The sequence below is a fragment of the Streptococcus infantis genome (assembly GCF_047464155.1).
Lineage (GTDB): Bacteria > Bacillota > Bacilli > Lactobacillales > Streptococcaceae > Streptococcus > Streptococcus infantis_U.
The window spans coordinates 50,784-71,082 of the sequence record NZ_JASHCL010000001.1 but is presented as its reverse complement, the minus strand read 5'-3'; the positions used below and the strand labels follow the sequence as shown (position 1 = coordinate 71,082).

Here is a 20,299-nt window from a genome sequence, read left to right as displayed (position 1 = left end):
AATAAAAAGAAGGCTAGGAAATTTCCTAGTCTTCTTCTATTATTTTATAAAGATGAGTCTTTCCTTATCAAATTCTACAGCCAACTCATATTTCCCATCTTCATTTTGAACGATGTAACCTAATAAGATTAGACTATCAACAAAGATATCACGGCGTTTCTGTATAAGCTGGTCTTTTTTGAGAAATTTAAGCAAAAAGGTTGTCATATACTTAAGGGCATACTCAGGATTGACATCCCCCAAAACAGTATAGAGTTTCTGCTGATCTTCTGTCAGCGGATAATGGTGCTTAACCTTATAAAAGTAATTAGACAAGGTCATCTGCTCCCTAGCAAAATCTGTATACTCTTCTAGGATAGCTGCATTGGTTTGATTGTGCAATTCAGTCTGAAAATCTTTCTCCAGGATTTCTTGATAAACAGGACTATCATCCCTCACAAAGACTTCTTGGTCTAGTTCAAGAGAATCTGTAGATTCTAGAAATGGGAGATTGAGAGAATAGCGTTTGTTTTCTCGAAGGATGAAACCAGCTTTAATGTATTCCTCCAAGTACTTGTCAACTGCAACCCCTGGAAACTGAGCCTTGATTTCACGTAGAATAACATCATCATGCTGATCAAGATAGTCAACCAAATCTCTAAAGAATGGTTGTCGTGTCAAACGAGATGGATTAAAAATCTGAATCATGAAGATTCCTTTCTTTAAAAACTAAAAGTGGAGATGCCGCTAATTGACTAGGGTTAGTACCAGGCTGATTCAAAGGTACAGCTAGCCCTAGTTCTCTATAATATTCACTCCAGAAATCACTGATTTCCTGTGTATCATCTCCAAACTTCATCGGAATGGTCTCAAAAATAGGAAGTAGTTTAGCAATGAACTGGGAACAATAGAAACCATCTCCATCTGGGTAAAAGGAAGCATTGTAAGGCGAACCCAAAAGGCTCTCTGCCTGCTTTTTAACCTCTGGGCAATCAATCTTCGCATAGCGATAAAGGTCATAGACTTTCTCAGCTTCAAAGAAATCTTCAGGGAATTGGGCAATGACGCCACCTTCCACCGTAGCATGATAGACCTGTCCGTCCAAAAAGATAGCCACGTGACTGTAGTTACCAGTAGATTCCTGGATGGCCTGCCCCATATCTGACAGGTCCTTTACAAAAATCAAATCGCCATTTTCCAACATACTTCTCTCCTAGCAAAAAAGGAGCCGAAACTCCTTTTTAACAATGGGCTTTCCCATCTATGATTATGCATTAAAGCTTTCAGTCAATTGTGGTACCACTTGTTTCTTACGTGAAACAGCACCTGGAAGGAAAGCGTGGTTGTTTTCAAGTTTGAAGTTGAAAGCTGCTTCAACTTTGTCCATGTTAGCACCAAGGGCCAAAATTTCTGAGTTTGAGTTGACGATGTCTGTAATCATCAAAACAAAGTCAGAGTAACCGTTAGCTGCGTTTGCTGCTTGGATAGCTGCTTCAATTTCAGCTTGGCGTTCCAAGACTTCCGCAATATCAACTGTGTTCACTTGAGCCACACGAACATTGTTTCCGTTCAATTCAAAAGTCTTGGCATCGATGTCAATTAATTCTTCTGCTGATTTGCTTGCTAAGTTTGTACCAGCCTTGAGCATTGCAAGACCGTATTCTTCCAAGTTAACACCAGCCAATTCAGCCAATTCAGGTGCAATCACTTTATCAGATGGGTGGGTAGTTGGAGATTTCAAAAGAAGGGTATCTGAAATCAAACCTGAAAGCATCAAACCTGCGATTTCTTTTGGCACTGCTACACCATGTTCTTTGAACATGCGGTATACGATAGAAGATGCTGATCCAACTGGCTCCAAGCGCATATAAAGTGGGCTCGCCGTTTCAAAGTTAGCCACACGGTGGTGGTCCACAACACCATAAACTTCTACTTCAGCGATATCTGATACTGATTGTTGGAATTCATTGTGGTCCGTTAAGATGACTTGCTCTGCACCTTCTGCTTTAACTGATGTGATCACGCGTGGTGCTTCCACACCAAAATAGTCCAATACGAAAGCTGTTTCTTCATTTGGAGTACCAAGAGCTACTGCTTCTGTATCCAAACCATAAGCTTCTTTTGCAAGATAAGCAAAGGCTACTGATGAACCAATAGCATCTGAATCTGGGTTTTGGTGACCAAATACTAGAATCTTAGACATGATAATACCTCGTTTCTTTATTCTCCTTATTGTAGCATTTTTTTCAATTTTTGACAAAAGTAAGAGGAGTCAAAGGACTCCCCCTACTCTTCAAAATGACTGAGTAAATTTTTTTCTTGGTTTTCAGATAAAAATCTTTCTTTTTGCGCTCTCTTCTTACGTTTGAGAAGGGCTTCAGCCGACATGGCTTCTTCTTTACTATCGAAACCTTGAGCATAGATGAGTTTTACCGGTAATCGAGCTCGTGTATATTTGGCTCCTTTGCCACTATTGTGGACAGCAACTCGTTTCTTCACATCTGTTGTATAGCCTGTATAGTAAGAACCATCACGACACTCAACTACATACATATAAGCCTTATGATCCATAATAAATCTCTTGAATTTCTGGTGTGTAGGAACCATCACTATTATGAACAATGAGTGGTGGTAAAACCTTAAAGCCACTAGTGGAGCCGTCTTTGATAGCCTCAATCAAAAGCATATTGGCTTCCTTTTCCCGTTTAGGGTAGACAAATTGCAGCCGCTTTGGAGCTAAATTGTGTTGTTGAAGGGTTTCTAAAATATCTAACAAACGATCAGGACGATGAACCATGGCTAGACGCCCATTTGATTTGAGAATACTCTGAGCACTACGACAGATTTCCTTAAGATTGGTCGTAATTTCATGCCGAGCTAAAAGGTAATGCTCGCTTTCATTTAGATTAGAATTTGGATCTACCTTAAAATAAGGCGGATTACATAAAATCAAATCAACCTTGCTCCCCTGAATGTAGCTAGGCATGTTCTTCAAATCATCACAAATAACCTGCATCTGCTCTTCCAAGCCGTTTAAACGCACTGACCGTTCAGCCATATCAGCGAGACGTTCCTGAATTTCTACAGATAGAATTTTAGCTTTGGTACGACTACTGGCAAAAAGTCCAACAGCTCCATTGCCCGCACAAAAATCCACAATTAACCCATTTTTAGGAAAACGAGGAAAGCGTGACAAAAGTACACTATCCACCGAATAGCTGAAAACCTCTCTATTTTGAATAATCTTGATATCTGTAGAGAAGAGTTGATTAATGCGCTCTCCTGATTTTAATAATTGTTCTTCGTCCATACTTCTATTATAACAAAATATAATAACATCACAATGTTTTGAGGGATATCAATTACTGTTTTTCTTTAAATGCTCCAAGGCTTCTCGAGTCCAAACAGGCATCATGCGGCCAAGTGGCGCGAATCCATGTTTGATGCGATCATTCGAAAACCGTCTCCGTCTAGGAAGTTGATGTTTTTCTTCTTCCAAGGTACGAATGGAAAGGCTAGCCTTCCCTGTATATTCATCAAAATCTACCACCTGCACCTGGACTTCATCACCGATCTTTAAAACCTCGTAAATATTTTCGATAAATCCTGTCCGAATCTCTGAAATATGGATCAGTCCAGTCACTCCTGTTTCTAACTCAACAAAAGCTCCATAGGGCTGAATCCCAGTAATACGGCCATTTAGCTTATCACCGATTTTCATTTTAGTCCTCAATTTCAATAGTTTCAATGACTACGTCTTCAACTGGCTTGTCCATTGCACCTGTTTCGACACCTGCAATTGCATCAAGAACTTCATAAGAAGCTTCATCCGCAAGTTGACCGAATACAGTGTGACGACGGTCTAGGTGAGGAGTTCCACCTTGTTCAGCATAAATTTCCGCAATTGGTTCTGGCCAACCACCACGAGCAATTTCTTTCTTAGAATATGGCAAGTGTTGATTCTGCACGATAAAGAACTGGCTACCATTTGTATTTGGCCCAGCATTAGCCATAGAAAGGGCTCCACGGACATTGTAAAGTTCTTCTGAAAACTCATCCTCAAAAGATTCTCCATAGATTGACTCACCACCCATACCAGTACCAGTTGGATCTCCACCTTGAATCATAAAATCTTTAATAATACGGTGGAAAATCACACCGTCATAGTATCCATCTTTTGACAGAGCAATAAAGTTGGCTACTGTTTTAGGAGCATGTTCAGGGAAGAGCTTAATACGCAAGTCTCCGTGATTGGTCTTAATGGTCGCGATAGGACCTTCTACTGTTTCAATGTCTACTTGTGGGAAATGCAATTCTTTTTCTACCATACCAAATCCTTCTAAGGCATCAAAGATGCCATCTTCTTCTAATGTTTTTGTAATATAATCTGCTTTTTCTTTGATTTTATCATGAGAAATTCCCATAGCAACACTAATGCCTGCATAATCAAAGAGTTCTAAATCGTTAAGACCGTCCCCAAAAACCATAACGTTTTCAGGTTTTAAACCTAATTGGTCCACAACTTTTGCAACCCCAGCTGCCTTTGAACCGGAAATCGGCACAACATCTGATGAATGTTCATGCCAGCGTACCATACGCAAAGTCGATGCTAAACTGTCAGGCAAAGTCAAGTCATCTCCCTGCTCCTCAAAGGTCCACATCTGATAAATATCTTCATTTTGATAAAAATCACGGTCCACCTCTAAATTAGGATAAATCGGGTCAATTGCCTGGCTAATCATCTCTGTTCGCCTTGATAGTTTAGCAGCATGACTTCCCACCAAACCGTAATCAATCCCAACTTCCTTGGTCCAAGCAATATACTCTTCTACCTTATCCTTAGCAATTTTGTTACTATAAATGACATTGCCCTTTTTATCCTCAATATAGGCACCATTCAAGGTTACAAAGAAATCAGGATTGAGGGCTTTAATCTCTGGTACCACACCGAAAATGCCTCTACCAGTCGCAATTCCTGTCAAGATTCCTTTTTCACGTAATTGTTTAAAAACCCTTGGAATAGTACTTGGAACAAAACCTGTCTTTGAATTTCGTAAAGTATCATCTATATCAAAAAAGATAATCTTAATCTTCTTAGCCTTGTATCTTAACTTGGCATCCATTATAATACCTCCTTCAATTCACTCTTTCCATTATACCATAAAGTAGAGAATTCCCCTATCTTCAAAGAAATTTGCTACCTCTTATTCGAATTCCTTAGACAAGTACAAAACTAAATCATCATTGTTTTGACTAGTAGCGTTCATTTCCAAGGGTTGATTTCTATACCAAACACCCGTCCCATCTGGAATATAGCCTCGTTTGATGTACAATCTTTGGGCGGGTCCATATCCTGAGTGCAAGCCTACGCCTAGACTTACCTTGATCGAAACAAGCTCGACTCGTTTTTCTGCTTCTTCTAGCAGTTGACTCCCAACTCCTTGATTTCGAAAAGGCTCAAATACATTAAAATCTGATAATTCTGGATAGACTTCTGCAAAAGGACCATGTTTAGCAGAGGGCAAAATGGTAATGTAGCCCGCTACAGCACCCTCAACCTCTGCAACTAAGACCTCTCTCTCCCCACTTTCTTGCTCCTCAAAGTATCGAGTTAAAACCTCCTCTCTACTTGGCCAACCTTGTCTGATAAATCCTCGAGATAGATATTTTATGTCAGATTCTTGCATTTTTCTAATTGAACATGTCGTCTTCATAAGCTTCTCCTTTATAGCTTTCTCCTACCATTATAGCACGATAATAAAGATTAAAAGAAAAAACCTAGTAAGACAAAAGAATCTTACTAGGTCAACAGGGAGTCCTGTAAAAGTCTGATAAAAGACACGCCTGAACAAAAAAAGAGGTCCACTGGACCGAAAAAAAGACCCGTAAGGGTCTTTTCTTTAATCTTCGTTTACGAAAGGCATCAAAGCCATTACGCGAGCGCGTTTGATAGCTGTTGTTACTTTACGTTGGTTTTTAGCTGAAGTTCCAGTTACACGACGTGGAAGGATTTTCCCACGTTCTGAAACGAAACGGCTAAGAAGCTCAGTATCTTTGTAATCAACATATTCAATTTTGTTTGCTGCGATGTAATCAACTTTTTTACGGCGTTTGAATCCGCCACGACGTTGTTGAGCCATGTTTTTTCTCCTTTATAGTATTAATTGTCCATTAGAATGGTAAATCATCATCTGAGATATCCAAAGGATTTGTTGCTCCGAATGGATTTTCATCTCGTGAAAAGTCAGGTACTGATTGTGTAGGTGCTGAATAATTTGAACTTGGTGCAGAATGACCTCCACCAGTTTGACCTTCACGCACGCTACGGCTTTCCAACATTTGGAAATTTTCAGCTACGACTTCAGTCACGTAGACACGTTGTCCTTGCTGGTTATCGTAACTACGAGTCTGGATACGACCTGTAACCCCGATAAGTGAGCCTTTTTTAGCCCAGTTAGCAAGGTTTTCAGCCTGTTGGCGCCACATTACGACATTGATAAAATCAGCCTCACGTTCACCATTTTGACTCTTGAATGTACGGTTTACTGCAAGAGTAAAAGTCGCAACTGCTACATTCGATGGGGTATAACGCAACTCAGCGTCACGTACCATACGCCCTACAAGTACAACATTGTTAATCATAATCTACCTTCTTACGCGTCAAGTTTGACGATCATGTGACGAAGAATGTCAGCGTTGATTTTTGAAAGACGGTCAAACTCTTTAAGAGCTGCGTCATCGTTTGCTTCAACGTTAACGATGTGGTAAAGTCCTTCACGGAAATCTTGGATTTCGTATGCAAGACGACGTTTTTCCCAATCTTTTGATTCAACAACAGTTGCACCATTGTCAGTCAAGATAGAGTCAAAACGTGCTACCAAAGCGTTTTTCGCTTCTTCTTCAATGTTTGGACGAATGATATAAAGAATTTCGTATTTAGCCATTGATATGTTCCTCCTTTTGGTCTAATGACCCCAAGTCTTTGCATGGGGTAAGTGAGGTTTGCTCACAATAAACTATTATACTAGAAAAAAATTTTTTTCGCAAGTATAAAACAATGATAGTTTATTTTTTAGAGTTTTTTTGCTGCAGTTTTGGTAATTTCATCTACGAAAATATTCTCTTCTTCAAATTTCTTCTTCAAGGAACTAAGATCAACCGTTCCCTCAATTTGGACTTCGATAACAATCTTACCATCTTTACGTGGAATATTAACAGTATGAGAAATATTAAGATTTTCCTCAACGATTAAAGAAACAATCTTACCGAGTACCCCAACTTCATTTTCTGTGATAAAACGAACACGGATTCCCTCTTCACCATAACCAGCAATTTCAAGAAAGGCTCCGAATACATCTCGATCTGTTATAACGCCATACAATTGACCATTATCAACAACTGGTAAGATACCAATCTTATTTTTGAGCATGAGATAGGTTGCATCTTCTAAACTTGCATAGCCTGAGACAGTAACAACATCTCGAATCATGACGTCTTTTACTTTTGTCTTATTAAGCAGATAATTCATCTCGAAGATTGAAAGACTAGTCGCTTTTGAAGGACTAGCTTCAGCGATTGTACCTTCTGTTACCAAGCCTACTAATTTATCATTCTCAATAACAGGGAGACGGTGCAAGCCTTGTTCGCGCATCAAATCTGCTGCGTGTGCAACAGTTGTATCAGGACTGATATAAACGACCTTGCGTGTCATAAAATCTTTAACTGCCATAGGAAATCTCCTTTATGTTTATAGTTTTATTATACACTTTTTACGGAAAGCTATCAAACGCTCTCATTTCTTTTTCAAGATTCAGAAAAATCTGAAGGACTTTACGAAAAAGAGCTCAACTTAGAGCCCTTGATTTTATACTTATGTAGATTGTATGATTGCTGCCGCAATCTCTATCCGCCGACTAAAAAGGTCTTCTGGACTAATGTGGATTGCTGGCGCAATCTTTATCTTTCGACTAAAACAATCCACTGGATTTGATGATTGCCAAGCAATCTCTATCCGCCGACTAAAAAGGTCCCCCGGACTAATGTGGATTGCTAGCGCAATCTTTATCTTCCGACTAAAACAATCCACTGGATTGTTTTAGCCACCTAGATATGCTTTTCTGACTTCATCTGATGCTGCGAGTTCTTTTCCTGTTCCTGATAGGACAATCTTTCCTGTTTCAAGAACATATCCTCGGTCAGCGATGGCTAGTGCTTTATTAGCATTTTGCTCAATTAAGAGAACGGTTGTTCCTTGTTTTTGAATATCTTGGATGATATCAAAAATTTCTTGGATAAAAATCGGAGCAAGCCCCATTGATGGTTCATCTAATAGAAGAAGTTTAGGAGTTGACATAAGCGCACGTCCCATGGCAAGCATCTGTTGTTCACCTCCAGATAGGGTTGCTGCATCCTGGTTTTTACGTTCTTCCAAACGTGGAAAACGTGAAAAGACTTTCTTCAAATTTGCTTGGTTCTCTTCACGGTTCTTCTTAAGAAAGGCTCCCATCTCCAAGTTTTCCATAACTGTCAAACCAGGGAAGACGTGACGTCCTTCTGGTACTTGAGAAAGTCCTGATGCCACAATTTTTTGTGCAGGCATCTTTTGGATTTCTTGTCCCAAAAATTCAATTTTACCAGAACTTGGACGAACAAGTCCTGATAGAGTACGAAGGATGGTTGTTTTACCTGCACCGTTAGCACCGATTAGAGAAACAACTTCTCCTTCATTGACTTCAAAGCTTACATCACGTACAGCTTGAATCATACCGTAGTGTACTGAGAGGTTTTCAACTTTTAACATAGACATTAGGCTTCACCTCCAAGATAAGCTTCGATAACGCGTTTGTTGTTCTTAATTTCATCTGGTGTTCCATGAGCAATCAAACGACCATACTCAAGAACATAGATACGCTCTGTGACCTCCATGACCAAGTTCATATCATGTTCAATCAGCATGATAGTAATATTGAATTCATCTTTGATACGACGAATCAACTCAGTCAATTCTGCCGTTTCTTGTGGATTCATTCCCGCTGCAGGCTCATCCAAGAAAAGAATTTTAGGTTCTGTGGCAAGAGCACGAACAATCTCCAAACGACGTTGTTGACCATAAGCTAAGTTTTTAGCTAAAGTTTCAGCATCACCATCTAAATCAAAGATTTTTAGTAATTCTAAAGCTTTGGCTTTCAATTCTTCTTCATTCTTATAGAAAGCTGGCAAGCGCAAGAAACTAGCAAATACATGTTGTTTATGATGATTGCTAAATGCGATGAGAACATTGTCCAAAACTGTCAGGTCTTTAAAAAGACGAATATTTTGGAAGGTACGCCCTAAACCAAGGGATGCGATTTTATAAGGTTGCTTCCCATTTAGTAAGTGTCCATCCAAAGTAACAGTTCCTTCACTCGGTTCATAAACTCCTGTCAGCAAGTTGAAAAGAGTTGTTTTGCCCGCTCCATTCGGTCCAATCAAGCCAACAAGTTCACTTTCATTCAATTCGAGAGTTACATCTCCAACAGCCGTCAAACCACCAAAATGTTTGGTTAAGTTTTTTACTTCAAGTAATGCCATTAGTTTTGTCCCTCCTTCTTACCTTTTTTAAAGAGACGTGATAGGCTCAATTCCCATGTACCAAGGAGTCCACCTGGTCTGAAAATCATAACAAGTACCAAAGCCAAAGCATAGATAATCATACGAACGCTAGCAACGTCTTGGAGTAACATATTCAAAATACCAAGAACAATGGCCGCAACAATTGATCCTGTGATTGATCCCAAACCACCAAATACAACGATGATCAAAACGTTGATAGAGTTGATAAAACTATAATCTTTTGGTACAACTGAACCGACAAATCCTGCTTGGAGTGATCCTGCAATACTTGCAGTCATAGCTCCAAATACAAAAGCAATAATTTTGATTTTTGTTGTATTGACCCCTACTGACTCAGCCGCAATTTCATCTTCACGAACAGACAAGGTTAAACGACCGATTGGACTACGTAAAAAGTTCAGTGTTAAAATAGTTGTAATCACGGCAAAGATATATACCATTTGCCAGTTAGTGAAGCTTGGAATCCCTAAAATACCTGCAGCTCCATTTGTAAGATTACCGCCATTGACAATTAAGATACGAATAATCTCAGCAACCCCAAGTGTCGCAACTGCAAGATAGTCTCCCTTCAAACGGAGGGTAGGAATTCCTACGATGAGGGCAACCAAACCAGCAATGATGGCGCCGAGCAACATAGCTCCAAAGAAGGCACCATAAGTTGGAGATTTTGAACCGATAATAGCTGCAGCATAAGCACCGATAGCCATAAATCCAGCATGTCCAAGTGAAAATTGGCCAGAGAAACCAACGATTAGGTTAAGTCCTACTGCAAGAATAATGTTGATACCGATTTGCTCCAGAATTTGAATATGGAAAAGGTTTAAAATACCAAGTGAAACTAAGAGGCTAATCATACCATATCCAAGCAACAAAAGGAATATCCAGAGAATATTAGCTTTTACATTTACTTTCATTGTTTACACCTTCTCTTTCACATTCTTACCAAGGATACCAGCTGGACGAACAATCAAGATTAAGAGCAAGATTCCATACACGATGGCATCACGGAAATCTGACAATCCAAAAGCGATTGCAAAAGTTTCCAATAGACCAATTACAAAACCTCCAAGAGCTGCACCAGGTATGATACCGATACCACCAAGAACGGCAGCAACGAAAGATTTAATACCTGGAGTCATTCCCATCAATGGTTCGAGAGAGTTGTAATAAAGGGCAATCAAGACACCTGCTGCACCAGCCAGAGCTGATCCTAAGGCAAAGGTGAAACTGATTGTACGGTTTACGTTGATCCCCATCAACTGAGCTGCATCACTATCTACAGATACGGCACGCATGGCCTTCCCCATTTTTGTTTTTTGCACGATGAGTTGCAAAAGAATCATCAAGACAATCGAAACTGTCAAAATCAACAATTGAATATTTGTTAGACTGATTGGACCCAAGTCATAACGAACTGTTTGGATTGCTTGAGGGAAGGCACGTGTATTGGCACCTACTAGATAGACCATTCCATACTCAAGCAAGAAGGATACCCCAATAGCAGTAATCAATACAGAGATACGAGTTGAATGTCGGAGTGGACGGTAGGCTAGAAACTCGATGATAACACCGAGAATAGCTGAGCCAATCATGGACAAAATTAAGGCTAAAAAGAAATTTAAATGGAGGGCATTAATCAAGAAATAACCCATGAAAGCACCCATCATATAGATATCACCATGGGCAAAGTTAATAAGCTTGATAATTCCATAAACCATGGTATAACCCAGGGCTAGTAGCGCATAAACACTCCCTAGGATCAAACCATTGACAAGTTGTTGAAGCATATGGTTCACTCTTTCTAAGTTTTATTTTTAGGATTTTTCTAAAAAAATAATCCCTTTATAAATACCGAAACAGGGAGTGAGTAAAAGCTCATTCCCCATTTACGATATCTATAAGATTAAGGTTTTACGACTTCTGCCGCTTCTACTTTACCATTATTCATGGTCATCATGAAGGCTGTTTTCACAGTGTTGTGATCTGCATCAAAGCTTGTTTGACCTGTAACACCTTCGAAGTTTTGTGTTTTAGCAAGATTGTTCTTGATATCAACTGAAGTTTTTGCACCTTTTGCTGCATTTGCTACAAGGTAAACTGAGTCATATGCAAGAGCTGCAAAAGTTGAAGGCTCTTCATTGTATTTCGCACGGTATGCTTCAAGGAAAGCTTTCGCCTTATCTGACACATCAACTGTTGATGAGAAACCAGAGATGAAGTAAATGTTTGATGCGCGTTCTGCTGTTGCTTGTTGAACAAACTCTTCACCATTAAATCCATCACCACCGATGATTGGTTTGTCAATACCCATACCACGAGCTTGGTTTACAATTTTACCTGCTTCAGTGTAGTAACCTGGTAATACGATTGCATCAAATTCTTTATCTTTGATTTTTGTAAGAGCTGCTTGGAAGTCAGTATCTCCTGATACAAATGTTTCATCAGCTACGATTTCACCTGAGAATGAATCACGGAAAGCTTTTGCAACACCTTTAGCATAGTCACTTGAGTTATCAGTATACAAAACAACTTTCTTAGCGTTCAATTTGTTTGAAACGTAGTTTGAGATGATTTTTCCTTGGAAACTATCTTGGAATGTTCCAATAAATAGGAAGTCTTGTCCTTTTGTCAAACCATCTTGAGTAGCACTTGGCGAGATTAATGGCACACCAGCTTGAGTAGCGTTTGCCACTGCAGCAGCAGTTGCTCCAGAAGTCGCAGGCCCTACGATAGCTGCTACTTTTGATTGAGTAACAAGGTTTGTAGAAACTGAAGCCGCTTCAGCAGTTTCAGATTTGTTATCTTTATCTACAACTTCGATTTGTTTTCCATCAACACCACCAGCAGCATTGATTTGATCAACTGCAAGTTGAGCACCCTTTTGTTCAGATGTACCGTAAGCAGCTACTGCTCCAGTCTCTTCGAAGTTGAAACCAATTTTTACAACTTTTTCATCAATTGGGTTACCAGTTGTGTTTGAAGCTCCTGACTTCACTTCCCCACAAGCTGCTAAGAGTGCTGTACTTGCAAGAGCTACGAGTGACAATGCAAATTTTTTCTTCATGTTTATCTCCTTTTAATGTTCAATTTAAATTACATGTTAAGAATATACCGAATTATCAGAAAATTGTCAACAAGTTTCTCTCACTTTTTTAAATGATAACGTTTTCGCTAGTTTTATATAGGTTCCCTACGAAAGGAGTTTCCAATTCTTGGATATGACAAACTCTCACTTTTTTGATAAATTTCTCTTTTCCTAAACGATTTACCAGCTCTTCCACTTCTTCTGTTGGGACATAAAGTTGTAGGTAACGATGTTTTTTTGAGTGGTAACAAATATCACCATAATTTGCGAGTTTTTTAGCATCGCGATTATAGTATAAATAGATAATCAGACCAGACCGATTCTCTTTTTGAAACATAATTCAACTTCCTTCTAACAATCTTCCTTCTATTATATCAAAAAAAACAAGCTCAGTCGAGCTTGCTTTAGTAGTTTAATTCAAAGAATTATTAGCCATAATTTCGTCAATAAAACCGTATTCAAGAGTTTCTTGAGCGCTCATCCAGTAATCACGTTCAGCATCTTTATGGATTTGCTCAACTGACTTGCCAGAATTATCTGCAAGGATTTGCTCTAAAGTCTTACGAGTTTTAAGCAAGTGTTCAGCAGCGATGGCCATATCAGTCTGCTGAGTACCACCACCTGTACCACCCATTGGTTGGTGAATCATGTACTCTGCATTTGGAAGCATGAAACGTTTGCCTTTTGCTCCACTTGAGGCAATAATTGTTCCCATTGAAGCTGCCATCCCCATAACGATAGTTTGGACATCTGCCTTGATAAAGTTCATGGTATCAACGATTGCCAAACCAGCTGATACAGACCCACCTGGTGTATTTACATAAAGGTAAATATCTTTTGTACTATCTTGGGCATCCAAGAAGAGCAATTGGGCGATGACTGAGTTTGCCATATTGTCTTCGACTGGTCCAGTCAACATGATTATACGATCTTTTAAAAGACGTGAGTAAATGTCATATGAACGTTCTCCACGACTTGTTTGTTCAATAACTACAGGAATCATTCTTTTCTCCTTCTGATTGCAATATTTCTTAGTCAAACGACTCGATACAGGATTATTATATCTTTTTGGTCAAAAAAGGTCAAATTTTTGCTCCATTCTAAAGACAGACACAAAAATTCAACCTCCTTTCGAGACTAAAACCAATGAACAGTTTTAGTGTATGCTTAGAATCTTATTTCGTACCGAACAAGCGGTCTCCAGCGTCTCCAAGACCTGGAACGATGTAACCATGTTCGTTCAAGCGTTCATCCAAAGCTGCTGTAAAGATTTCTACATCAGGGTGAGCTGCTTGAAGTGCCTTCACACCTTCTGGAGCTGATACAAGGCAGACAAACTTGATGTTTGAAGCTCCACGTTTTTTGAGGGAGTCAACAGCCAAAATCGCTGATCCACCTGTTGCAAGCATAGGGTCAACTACAAAAATTTGACGTTGGTCAATATCTTCAGGTAATTTTACTAAGTATTCTACTGGTTGAAGGGTTTCCTCGTCACGGTACATACCAATGTGCCCAACTTTGGCCGCTGGAACCAAACTCAATAGTCCATCAACCATACCAATACCTGCACGTAAGATTGGAACAATCGCTAATTTTTTACCAGCCAATTGTTTTTGAACTGTTTTTGTGATAGGTGTTTCGATTTCAACGTCTTCAAGCGGAAGATCACGAAGTACTTCATATCCCATCAACATTGCAATCTCGTTAACTAACTCACGAAAAGCTTTTGTAGAAGTGTCAGTGCGACGCAAGATTGACAATTTGTGTTGAATCAGTGGATGATTAATAACTTCAAGTTTTCCCATTTTCAGAATTCCTTCTTTCAATTTATTCTTCTTATTATATCAAAAAATGGCTTAAAAAGCTTTTTAAACCATTTATTTTTTTACAAATTCTAGATCAGGTGAGCTTCTTGGAGAGCTGCTTGCACTGTTTCAAGTGGTAAATGAGTCAACTCCGTTCCTTTTTCATGATAAAGATGCTGGGCATAGTCATCCATACGGTATTGATTGATATAAACAACACGTTCACATCCCACCTGCAACAGTTGCTTGGTACAGTTAAGGCATGGAAAATGAGTAACGTAGGCTGTAAAACCCTTTGGAACGCCACGCTCTGCCCCTTGTAAAATAGCATTTACCTCTGCATGAAGAGTGCGGACACAGTGACCTTCAATCACCAGACAATCGTGGTCAATACAATGTTCTGTTCCTGATACAGAGCCATTATAGCCTGTTGAAACAACCTTGTTATCCTTAACTAAAACGGCTCCTACTTTGGCACGCTTACAGGTTGAACGATTGGCAATCAATAGAGCTTGAGCAGCGAAATACTCATCCCAAGCTAGTCTTTTTTCTGTCATAGTTTTTCTCCTCTTAACTTATTTTTTGAAAAATGGCAAGCGTAAATCTGCAATTTTTTCAGCAGGTATCTTCATCCCATCCTTGATCCATTTTAGCAAAACCGATACGATAGCAGAACTCCAAAAAGAATGCATATAACTGCTAACACCCTTTGATTTTCCATAATATTTTTCCAAAAATTCCTGCATAGCTTGAACAAAGATTTTTTCCAGGTGATAGTCCAGGGCAAGCTGAATAACCTTGGCTTCTTTCTTAGCTTCTCTAAAGAGGTGAACCCAAACTAGATAGAGTTCCGTCTTGACATCGTAATGGCTTAGTTGCTCCATGATATTATGGACGCTTCGTTTAAAGACACTTTCTAAAATTTCTTCTTTTGAATCATAGTTTCGATAAAAAGCTGCACGAGAAACGCCAGCACGCTTGACTAACTCAGAAATGCTAATCTTAGCCAACTCCTTTTTCTCCAAGAGTTGCAAAAGAGCTGTTTCAATCGCTTCTCTGGTTAGCAAATTAGATTCTTGATTTGATTTTCTAAGGTTTTCAAGCGATTTTTCAGATATTTTTCGTTCAGACATAACAATTTCTTTCTACTTGTGACAACAGAGAGGTACTACTTTTGTTTCAAGGGCTTTCATGATATAATTGTAAAAAAAGACAGAACCTTTGTCAATGTATAAGTGATAAAGATGGAGAATTTCTATGACTTGGAAGATTGTAGCTGACTCTGGTTGTGATTATCGTCAACTGGCAAATCCTGCTTTTGATACTGAATTTGTCAGTGTCCCATTAACGATTCAAGTAGCGGACCAGGTCTTTGTCGATGATGCCAATCTGGATATTGATCAGATGATGGAAACTATGTATGCGACTTCTGAAGCTTCTAAATCAGCTTGCCCTAGTCCTGATGATTATTTACGAGCATTTGAAGGTGCCAAACATATTTTTGTAGTGACCATCACAGGAACTCTCTCTGGTAGCCACAATAGCGCGCAATTAGCTAAAAACATTTATCTCGAAGACCACCCTGACACTCAGATTCACGTTATTGATAGTTTGTCTGCTGGTGGAGAGGTAGACTTAATTGTTGAGAAAATCAATGACTTGATTGACCAAGGTCTTTCTTTTGAAGAAGTGGTTGAAGTTATTACTACTTATCAAGAAAAAACGAAGTTGTTGTTCGTTCTTGCTAAAGTTGATAACCTGGTTAAAAACGGCCGCTTGAGTAAGCTTATTGGTACAGTTGTCGGGCTCCTCAATATTCGTATGGTCGGGGAAGCTAGTGAAACCGGAACCTTGGAACTCCTCCAAAAAGCCCGTGGTGCTAAGAAATCCCTCCAAGCTGCTTATGATGAGTTGATTAAAGCCGGCTATGCTGGTGGTCGTATCATCATGGCTCACCGCAGTAATGAAAAATTCTGCCAGCAGCTCTCAGAGCTCTTGCGAGAAAAGTACCCGCAAGCTGAAATTAAAATTCTCCCTACTTCTGGTCTTTGTAGTTTTTATGCAGAAGAGGGTGGACTTCTTATGGGATATGAAATTGGCTAATCAATCAAACAAGGGATGACTTATCATCTCTTGTTTTTTTATGGTACAATACTTTTATGAAACATTTTGATACTATTGTCATCGGAGGTGGTCCTGCTGGAATGATGGCTACGATTTCCAGTAGCTTTTATGGGCAGAAAACTCTCCTTATCGAAAAAAATCGGAAACTCGGAAAAAAATTAGCTGGTACTGGTGGAGGGCGCTGTAACGTCACTAACAACGGAACTCTAGATGACCTACTAGCTGGCATTCCTGGAAATGGGCGCTTTCTATACAGCGTCTTCTCCCAGTTTGATAACCATGATATTATCAACTTTTTTACGGAAAATGGTGTCAAACTAAAGGTAGAGGATCACGGGCGTGTCTTTCCTGCTAGCGACAAATCTCGGACTATTATCGAAGCTTTAGAAAAGAAAATCTCGGAATTGGGCGGACAAGTTATGACTCAAACAGAGATTGTTTCTGTTAAAAAGATAGACGACCAGTTTGTCCTCAAGTCAGCAGACCAGACTTTCACTTGTGATAAACTCATTGTCACAACAGGTGGGAAGTCCTATCCTTCCACTGGTTCGACTGGTTTTGGCCATGAGATCGCTCGTCACTTTAAACATACCATTACCGAACTTGAAGCGGCCGAGAGTCCTTTGCTGACAGATTTTCCACACAAGGCTTTGCAGGGAATCTCACTAGACGATGTGACTCTAAGCTATGGCAAGCATGTCATTACTCATGACCTACTATTTACCCACTTTGGTTTGTCAGGTCCTGCTGCTCTACGTATGTCAAGCTTTGTCAAGGGTGGTGAAATCCTCTCTTTAGATGTCTTGCCACAACTTTCTGAAAGTGACTTAGTTAACTTTCTAGAAGAAAATCGTGAAAAATCCTTGAAAAATGCCTTGAAATCGTTATTGCCAGAACGCTTGGCAGAATTCTTGGTGCAAGGCTACCCTGAAAAAGTCAAACAGCTAACTGAAAAAGAACGAGACCAACTTATCCAGTCTATCAAGTCCCTCAAGATTCCTGTGACTGGAAAGATGTCATTGGCTAAATCCTTTGTGACCAAAGGTGGCGTTAGTCTCAAGGAAATTAATCCTAAAACTCTGGAAAGCAAACTGGTTCCTGGACTTCACTTTGCTGGCGAGGTACTGGATATTAATGCCCACACAGGTGGCTTTAACATCACTTCTGCCCTCTGTACCGGATGGGTGGCAGGAAGTCTACATTATGATTAAGAAATACGAAGGAGAAGCCTATGAACAGAAGAGAATCAGTCGAATTTGTTAACATGTGTATGATTCAAAACGGAGACAAGGTTCTAGTTCAAGACCGAGTTAATCCTGACTGGCCTGGCATTACTTTTCCTGGTGGGCATGTTGAACGTGGTGAATCCTTTGTCGATGCCGTCATTCGTGAAGTGAAAGAAGAAACTGGTCTGACCATTTCCAAACCTCAACTCTGTGGTATCAAAGACTGGTATGATGCCGATTTTCGTTATGTCGTCCTCTTATACAAAACAGAACACTTTACTGGCGAACTCCAGTCTTCAGATGAAGGAAATGTCTGGTGCGAGGATTTTGAAAATCTATCTCATCTTAAACTAGCTACTGAGGATATGTCTGATATGCTTCGTGTTTTTCTTGAAGAAGATCTAAGTGAGTTCTTTCACTACAAAGAAGGAGACAACTGGTCCTACCAACTAAAATAATAGTAGTAAATAGACGGAGCTATCTCCATCTATTTTTGCTTATTTGAAATTTCATCTTTATCTATATAAGATAGTCTTTCCTAGAAACCATGACTTATTCTTAAAAACCTTGAAGATAAATACTTCCCCAAGTCTGGCTCTTCCTTCTTCGTTTCATCATTCCAATTATCATCATCGTGGTCTTTATCACCCAATTTATGTAAATACAAAAAAGGACTTGAGAATATCTCTCAAGTCTTTTCTTTTTATGGATGACTAACAATCAATTCCAAATCTTGTCCCTCTATCGTCCAAGCTTCAACATCACTTGGTAAGATAAAGTGGCTACCTTTTTGGATTGGATATTCCTTATCGTCAACAGTCAGTTTCCCTTGACCTGCCAAGACACTCAACAAGCTATAGTCAGCTGTTTTTTCAAAGTCAACTTTTCCTGTGATTTCCCACTTGTAAACTGCAAAAAAATCATTAGATACAAGAAGAGTTGAACGCAAATCATCTGCTTTAACAGTCACAGGACGGCTATTTGCAGGCTCACCAATGTTCAAAACATCGATAGATTTTTCAAGATGAAGCTCGCGCAAATTGCCATTATCATCCTTACGGTCAAAGTCATAAACTCGGTAGGTGGTATCACTAGACTGTTGCGTTTCAAGGATTAAGATACCTGCACCGATGGCGTGCATAGTCCCACTTGGTACATAGAAGAAATCTCCAGCCTTAACCGGGACTTTGGTAAGCAAGGAATCCCAGTCCTTATCCTCGATTTGCTGACGGAGTTCTTCTTTAGACTTAGCATTGTGACCATAGATAATCTCTGAACCTTCATCTGCTGCGATAATATACCAGCACTCTGTCTTTCCAAGTTCGCCTTCATGCTCTAGTCCATAAGCATCGTCTGGGTGAACTTGAACACTGAGCCAGTCATTGGCATCGAGGATTTTAGTTAAGAGTGGAAATACTGGCTCTGGACGGTTGCCAAATAACTCACGGTGTTCCGCATACAAAGTAGCTAGGTCTGTTCCCTCAAAACGGCCATTAGCTATCTTAGAAACACCATTTGGGTGAGCTGATATTGCCCAATACTCACCAATCTTTTCGCTTGGAATGTCGTAGCCAAACTCATCACGAAGTTTAGTACCACCCCAGATTTTTTCTTGCATTACGGAATTTAAAAATAATGGTTCTGACATGTTACATCTCCTGTCTAATTTTTCACCCTCATTATAGCAAAAAAAGAGTCCTAATTGAACTCTTTTTCTTATCTTATAAAGTAGGGAGAAGATTTTATAAAAATAGTAACGATATAGACTTCTTATTATATCGAAGGACTTTAATTGACAAGATTTGGAAGAATGAACACGATAAAGAATGCCAAGGCAATCATCATAAAAACAAGGAGATAGACAGCACATTTAGTCAACCATGCATAACGACCTGGTTTTAAAGGTCTTTCTACGTAGGAATGTTTTGGTTTTTTAGGATCGTAATAAACAGTTACCTTTCCTCCAATTGGAAATCGTTCCATTAAAGGTGATTTTGTTAAAGAGATGAAACTGTTCCTATAAATCTTGTATCTTAAAACCTGAGGAATTTCCCCATCTTCAAAATTATCCATTTTGACATCAGATACGATCGAACCCAAGGGAGTACTGATTATATTTGAAATAGCCATAAGAAATTTGGGACCTACAACCTTGTATTGGTTCCCGTCAACAGTATACTCAACCACAGGGAGGCTTATCCCGTTATAAAGAGCATAAGAGTATCTAATAATAACTCCTTCGGTTTTTTCCGTACATCTCTTGGCATTTCTGAAATTACTAAAGATAAATATGTCGAACATGAAATAGGTGAAGGCAGCAAAGCCTAAACTCATTAAGCCAAATAATAGAAAGAAAGTAGTTGGCATCATTTTCTCCTTAAAATATCCTAATGAATCTATTTTAACAGAAAAGACATAAAAGAAAAAGACCGGATGACTCCGATCTTTTAATAGTTCATATGCGCACA

The 20,299-nt window shown here is 39.4% G+C and carries 27 protein-coding genes; 3 read left to right on the top strand and 24 right to left on the bottom strand.

Annotated features, from left to right (window positions below; translation table 11 throughout):
• Window positions 1–39 precede the first annotated feature (39 nt).
• From QM810_RS00330 to QM810_RS00225, 22 genes are all read right to left on the bottom strand, one after another.
• Window positions 40–687 (bottom strand): DUF1803 domain-containing protein, encoded by a 648-nt coding sequence (locus tag QM810_RS00330; RefSeq protein ID WP_414253431.1) that lies wholly within the window; start codon window positions 685–687, stop codon window positions 40–42.
• The gene (locus tag QM810_RS00325; RefSeq protein ID WP_414253430.1) at window positions 671–1,183 is read right to left on the bottom strand and encodes a YiiX/YebB-like N1pC/P60 family cysteine hydrolase; all 513 of its coding nucleotides are present in this window, start codon (window positions 1,181–1,183) and stop codon (window positions 671–673) included. The genes QM810_RS00330 and QM810_RS00325 overlap by 17 nt, the downstream gene beginning before the upstream one ends.
• Before the next feature lie 63 nt (window positions 1,184–1,246).
• Window positions 1,247–2,182 (bottom strand): manganese-dependent inorganic pyrophosphatase, encoded by a 936-nt coding sequence (locus tag QM810_RS00320; protein WP_254726236.1) that lies wholly within the window; start codon window positions 2,180–2,182, stop codon window positions 1,247–1,249.
• 83 nt (window positions 2,183–2,265) lie between these two features.
• The gene (locus tag QM810_RS00315) at window positions 2,266–2,550 is read right to left on the bottom strand and encodes a GIY-YIG nuclease family protein (protein WP_006150413.1); all 285 of its coding nucleotides are present in this window, start codon (window positions 2,548–2,550) and stop codon (window positions 2,266–2,268) included.
• The gene (locus tag QM810_RS00310) at window positions 2,540–3,289 is read right to left on the bottom strand and encodes a tRNA1(Val) (adenine(37)-N6)-methyltransferase (RefSeq protein ID WP_414253429.1); all 750 of its coding nucleotides are present in this window, start codon (window positions 3,287–3,289) and stop codon (window positions 2,540–2,542) included. The genes QM810_RS00315 and QM810_RS00310 overlap by 11 nt, the downstream gene beginning before the upstream one ends.
• 48 nt (window positions 3,290–3,337) lie before the next feature.
• A complete protein-coding gene (locus QM810_RS00305; protein WP_004252382.1) occupies window positions 3,338–3,700 on the bottom strand; it encodes a S1 RNA-binding domain-containing protein in 363 nt (120 codons plus the stop codon).
• 1 nt (window position 3,701) lies between these two features.
• The gene (locus QM810_RS00300; RefSeq protein WP_414253428.1) at window positions 3,702–5,102 is read right to left on the bottom strand and encodes a bifunctional Cof-type HAD-IIB family hydrolase/peptidylprolyl isomerase; all 1,401 of its coding nucleotides are present in this window, start codon (window positions 5,100–5,102) and stop codon (window positions 3,702–3,704) included.
• Between the two features lie 81 nt (window positions 5,103–5,183).
• The gene (locus QM810_RS00295; protein WP_414253427.1) at window positions 5,184–5,693 is read right to left on the bottom strand and encodes a GNAT family N-acetyltransferase; all 510 of its coding nucleotides are present in this window, start codon (window positions 5,691–5,693) and stop codon (window positions 5,184–5,186) included.
• Window positions 5,694–5,879: 186 nt separating this feature from the next.
• On the bottom strand, window positions 5,880–6,119 hold the full coding sequence (gene rpsR, locus QM810_RS00290) for a 30S ribosomal protein S18 (protein WP_000068664.1): 240 nt from the start codon (window positions 6,117–6,119) through the stop codon (window positions 5,880–5,882).
• A gap of 31 nt (window positions 6,120–6,150) precedes the next feature.
• A complete protein-coding gene (ssbA, locus tag QM810_RS00285) occupies window positions 6,151–6,621 on the bottom strand; it encodes a single-stranded DNA-binding protein SsbA (protein ID WP_414253426.1) in 471 nt (156 codons plus the stop codon).
• 11 nt (window positions 6,622–6,632) lie between these two features.
• Window positions 6,633–6,923: a 30S ribosomal protein S6 gene (gene rpsF / locus QM810_RS00280; protein WP_002896497.1), complete on the bottom strand. Its 291-nt coding sequence runs from the start codon at window positions 6,921–6,923 to the stop codon at window positions 6,633–6,635.
• A 128-nt stretch (window positions 6,924–7,051) separates the two neighbouring features.
• Window positions 7,052–7,708: a CBS domain-containing protein gene (locus tag QM810_RS00275; RefSeq protein ID WP_178895253.1), complete on the bottom strand. Its 657-nt coding sequence runs from the start codon at window positions 7,706–7,708 to the stop codon at window positions 7,052–7,054.
• A 366-nt stretch (window positions 7,709–8,074) separates the two neighbouring features.
• Window positions 8,075–8,785: an ABC transporter ATP-binding protein gene (locus QM810_RS00270; RefSeq protein ID WP_045763246.1), complete on the bottom strand. Its 711-nt coding sequence runs from the start codon at window positions 8,783–8,785 to the stop codon at window positions 8,075–8,077.
• Window positions 8,785–9,549 carry an ABC transporter ATP-binding protein gene (locus QM810_RS00265; RefSeq protein ID WP_414253425.1) on the bottom strand — a complete coding sequence of 255 codons (765 nt, stop codon included), beginning with the start codon at window positions 9,547–9,549 and terminating at the stop codon, window positions 8,785–8,787. Before QM810_RS00265 ends, QM810_RS00270 begins: the two co-directional genes overlap by 1 nt.
• Window positions 9,549–10,505 (bottom strand): branched-chain amino acid ABC transporter permease, encoded by a 957-nt coding sequence (locus tag QM810_RS00260; protein WP_178895256.1) that lies wholly within the window; start codon window positions 10,503–10,505, stop codon window positions 9,549–9,551. Before QM810_RS00260 ends, QM810_RS00265 begins: the two co-directional genes overlap by 1 nt.
• A gap of 3 nt (window positions 10,506–10,508) precedes the next feature.
• Window positions 10,509–11,378, bottom strand: a complete 870-nt coding sequence (locus tag QM810_RS00255; RefSeq protein ID WP_178895257.1) for a branched-chain amino acid ABC transporter permease — start codon at window positions 11,376–11,378, stop codon at window positions 10,509–10,511.
• 116 nt (window positions 11,379–11,494) lie between these two features.
• Window positions 11,495–12,655, bottom strand: a complete 1,161-nt coding sequence (locus tag QM810_RS00250) for an ABC transporter substrate-binding protein (protein ID WP_414253424.1) — start codon at window positions 12,653–12,655, stop codon at window positions 11,495–11,497.
• An 88-nt stretch (window positions 12,656–12,743) separates the two neighbouring features.
• Window positions 12,744–13,013, bottom strand: a complete 270-nt coding sequence (locus tag QM810_RS00245) for a YlbG family protein (RefSeq protein WP_004252368.1) — start codon at window positions 13,011–13,013, stop codon at window positions 12,744–12,746.
• Window positions 13,014–13,088: 75 nt separating this feature from the next.
• On the bottom strand, window positions 13,089–13,715 hold the full coding sequence (gene clpP / locus QM810_RS00240) for an ATP-dependent Clp protease proteolytic subunit ClpP (RefSeq protein WP_414253423.1): 627 nt from the start codon (window positions 13,713–13,715) through the stop codon (window positions 13,089–13,091).
• Window positions 13,716–13,851: 136 nt separating this feature from the next.
• Entirely contained in the window at window positions 13,852–14,481 is a 630-nt protein-coding gene (gene upp, locus QM810_RS00235) for a uracil phosphoribosyltransferase (protein ID WP_414253422.1), read from the bottom strand.
• 89 nt (window positions 14,482–14,570) lie between these two features.
• The gene (locus QM810_RS00230; protein WP_414253421.1) at window positions 14,571–15,038 is read right to left on the bottom strand and encodes a deoxycytidylate deaminase; all 468 of its coding nucleotides are present in this window, start codon (window positions 15,036–15,038) and stop codon (window positions 14,571–14,573) included.
• Window positions 15,039–15,056: 18 nt separating this feature from the next.
• Window positions 15,057–15,614, bottom strand: coding sequence for a TetR/AcrR family transcriptional regulator (locus QM810_RS00225; RefSeq protein WP_414253420.1), 558 nt, complete (start codon window positions 15,612–15,614; stop codon window positions 15,057–15,059).
• 124 nt (window positions 15,615–15,738) lie between these two features.
• Here QM810_RS00225 and QM810_RS00220 point away from each other — a divergent pair, with 124 nt between their 5' ends.
• Genes QM810_RS00220 through QM810_RS00210 form a run of 3 tightly spaced genes read left to right on the top strand, consistent with a single transcriptional unit; the run spans window position 15,739 to window position 18,289 of the window.
• Window positions 15,739–16,584: a DegV family protein gene (locus QM810_RS00220; RefSeq protein WP_414253419.1), complete on the top strand. Its 846-nt coding sequence runs from the start codon at window positions 15,739–15,741 to the stop codon at window positions 16,582–16,584.
• 56 nt (window positions 16,585–16,640) lie between these two features.
• A complete protein-coding gene (locus tag QM810_RS00215; protein WP_414253418.1) occupies window positions 16,641–17,816 on the top strand; it encodes an NAD(P)/FAD-dependent oxidoreductase in 1,176 nt (391 codons plus the stop codon).
• A gap of 20 nt (window positions 17,817–17,836) precedes the next feature.
• Window positions 17,837–18,289 (top strand): 8-oxo-dGTP diphosphatase, encoded by a 453-nt coding sequence (locus QM810_RS00210; RefSeq protein ID WP_414253417.1) that lies wholly within the window; start codon window positions 17,837–17,839, stop codon window positions 18,287–18,289.
• A 245-nt stretch (window positions 18,290–18,534) separates the two neighbouring features.
• Here the strand turns inward: QM810_RS00210 and manA are convergent, their stop codons facing one another.
• Both manA and QM810_RS00200 read right to left on the bottom strand, forming a co-directional pair.
• Window positions 18,535–19,479 (bottom strand): mannose-6-phosphate isomerase, class I, encoded by a 945-nt coding sequence (gene manA, locus QM810_RS00205; protein WP_414253416.1) that lies wholly within the window; start codon window positions 19,477–19,479, stop codon window positions 18,535–18,537.
• A 140-nt stretch (window positions 19,480–19,619) separates the two neighbouring features.
• Window positions 19,620–20,198, bottom strand: a complete 579-nt coding sequence (locus tag QM810_RS00200; protein ID WP_414253415.1) for a DUF3592 domain-containing protein — start codon at window positions 20,196–20,198, stop codon at window positions 19,620–19,622.
• Between the last annotated feature and the right edge of the window lie 101 nt (window positions 20,199–20,299).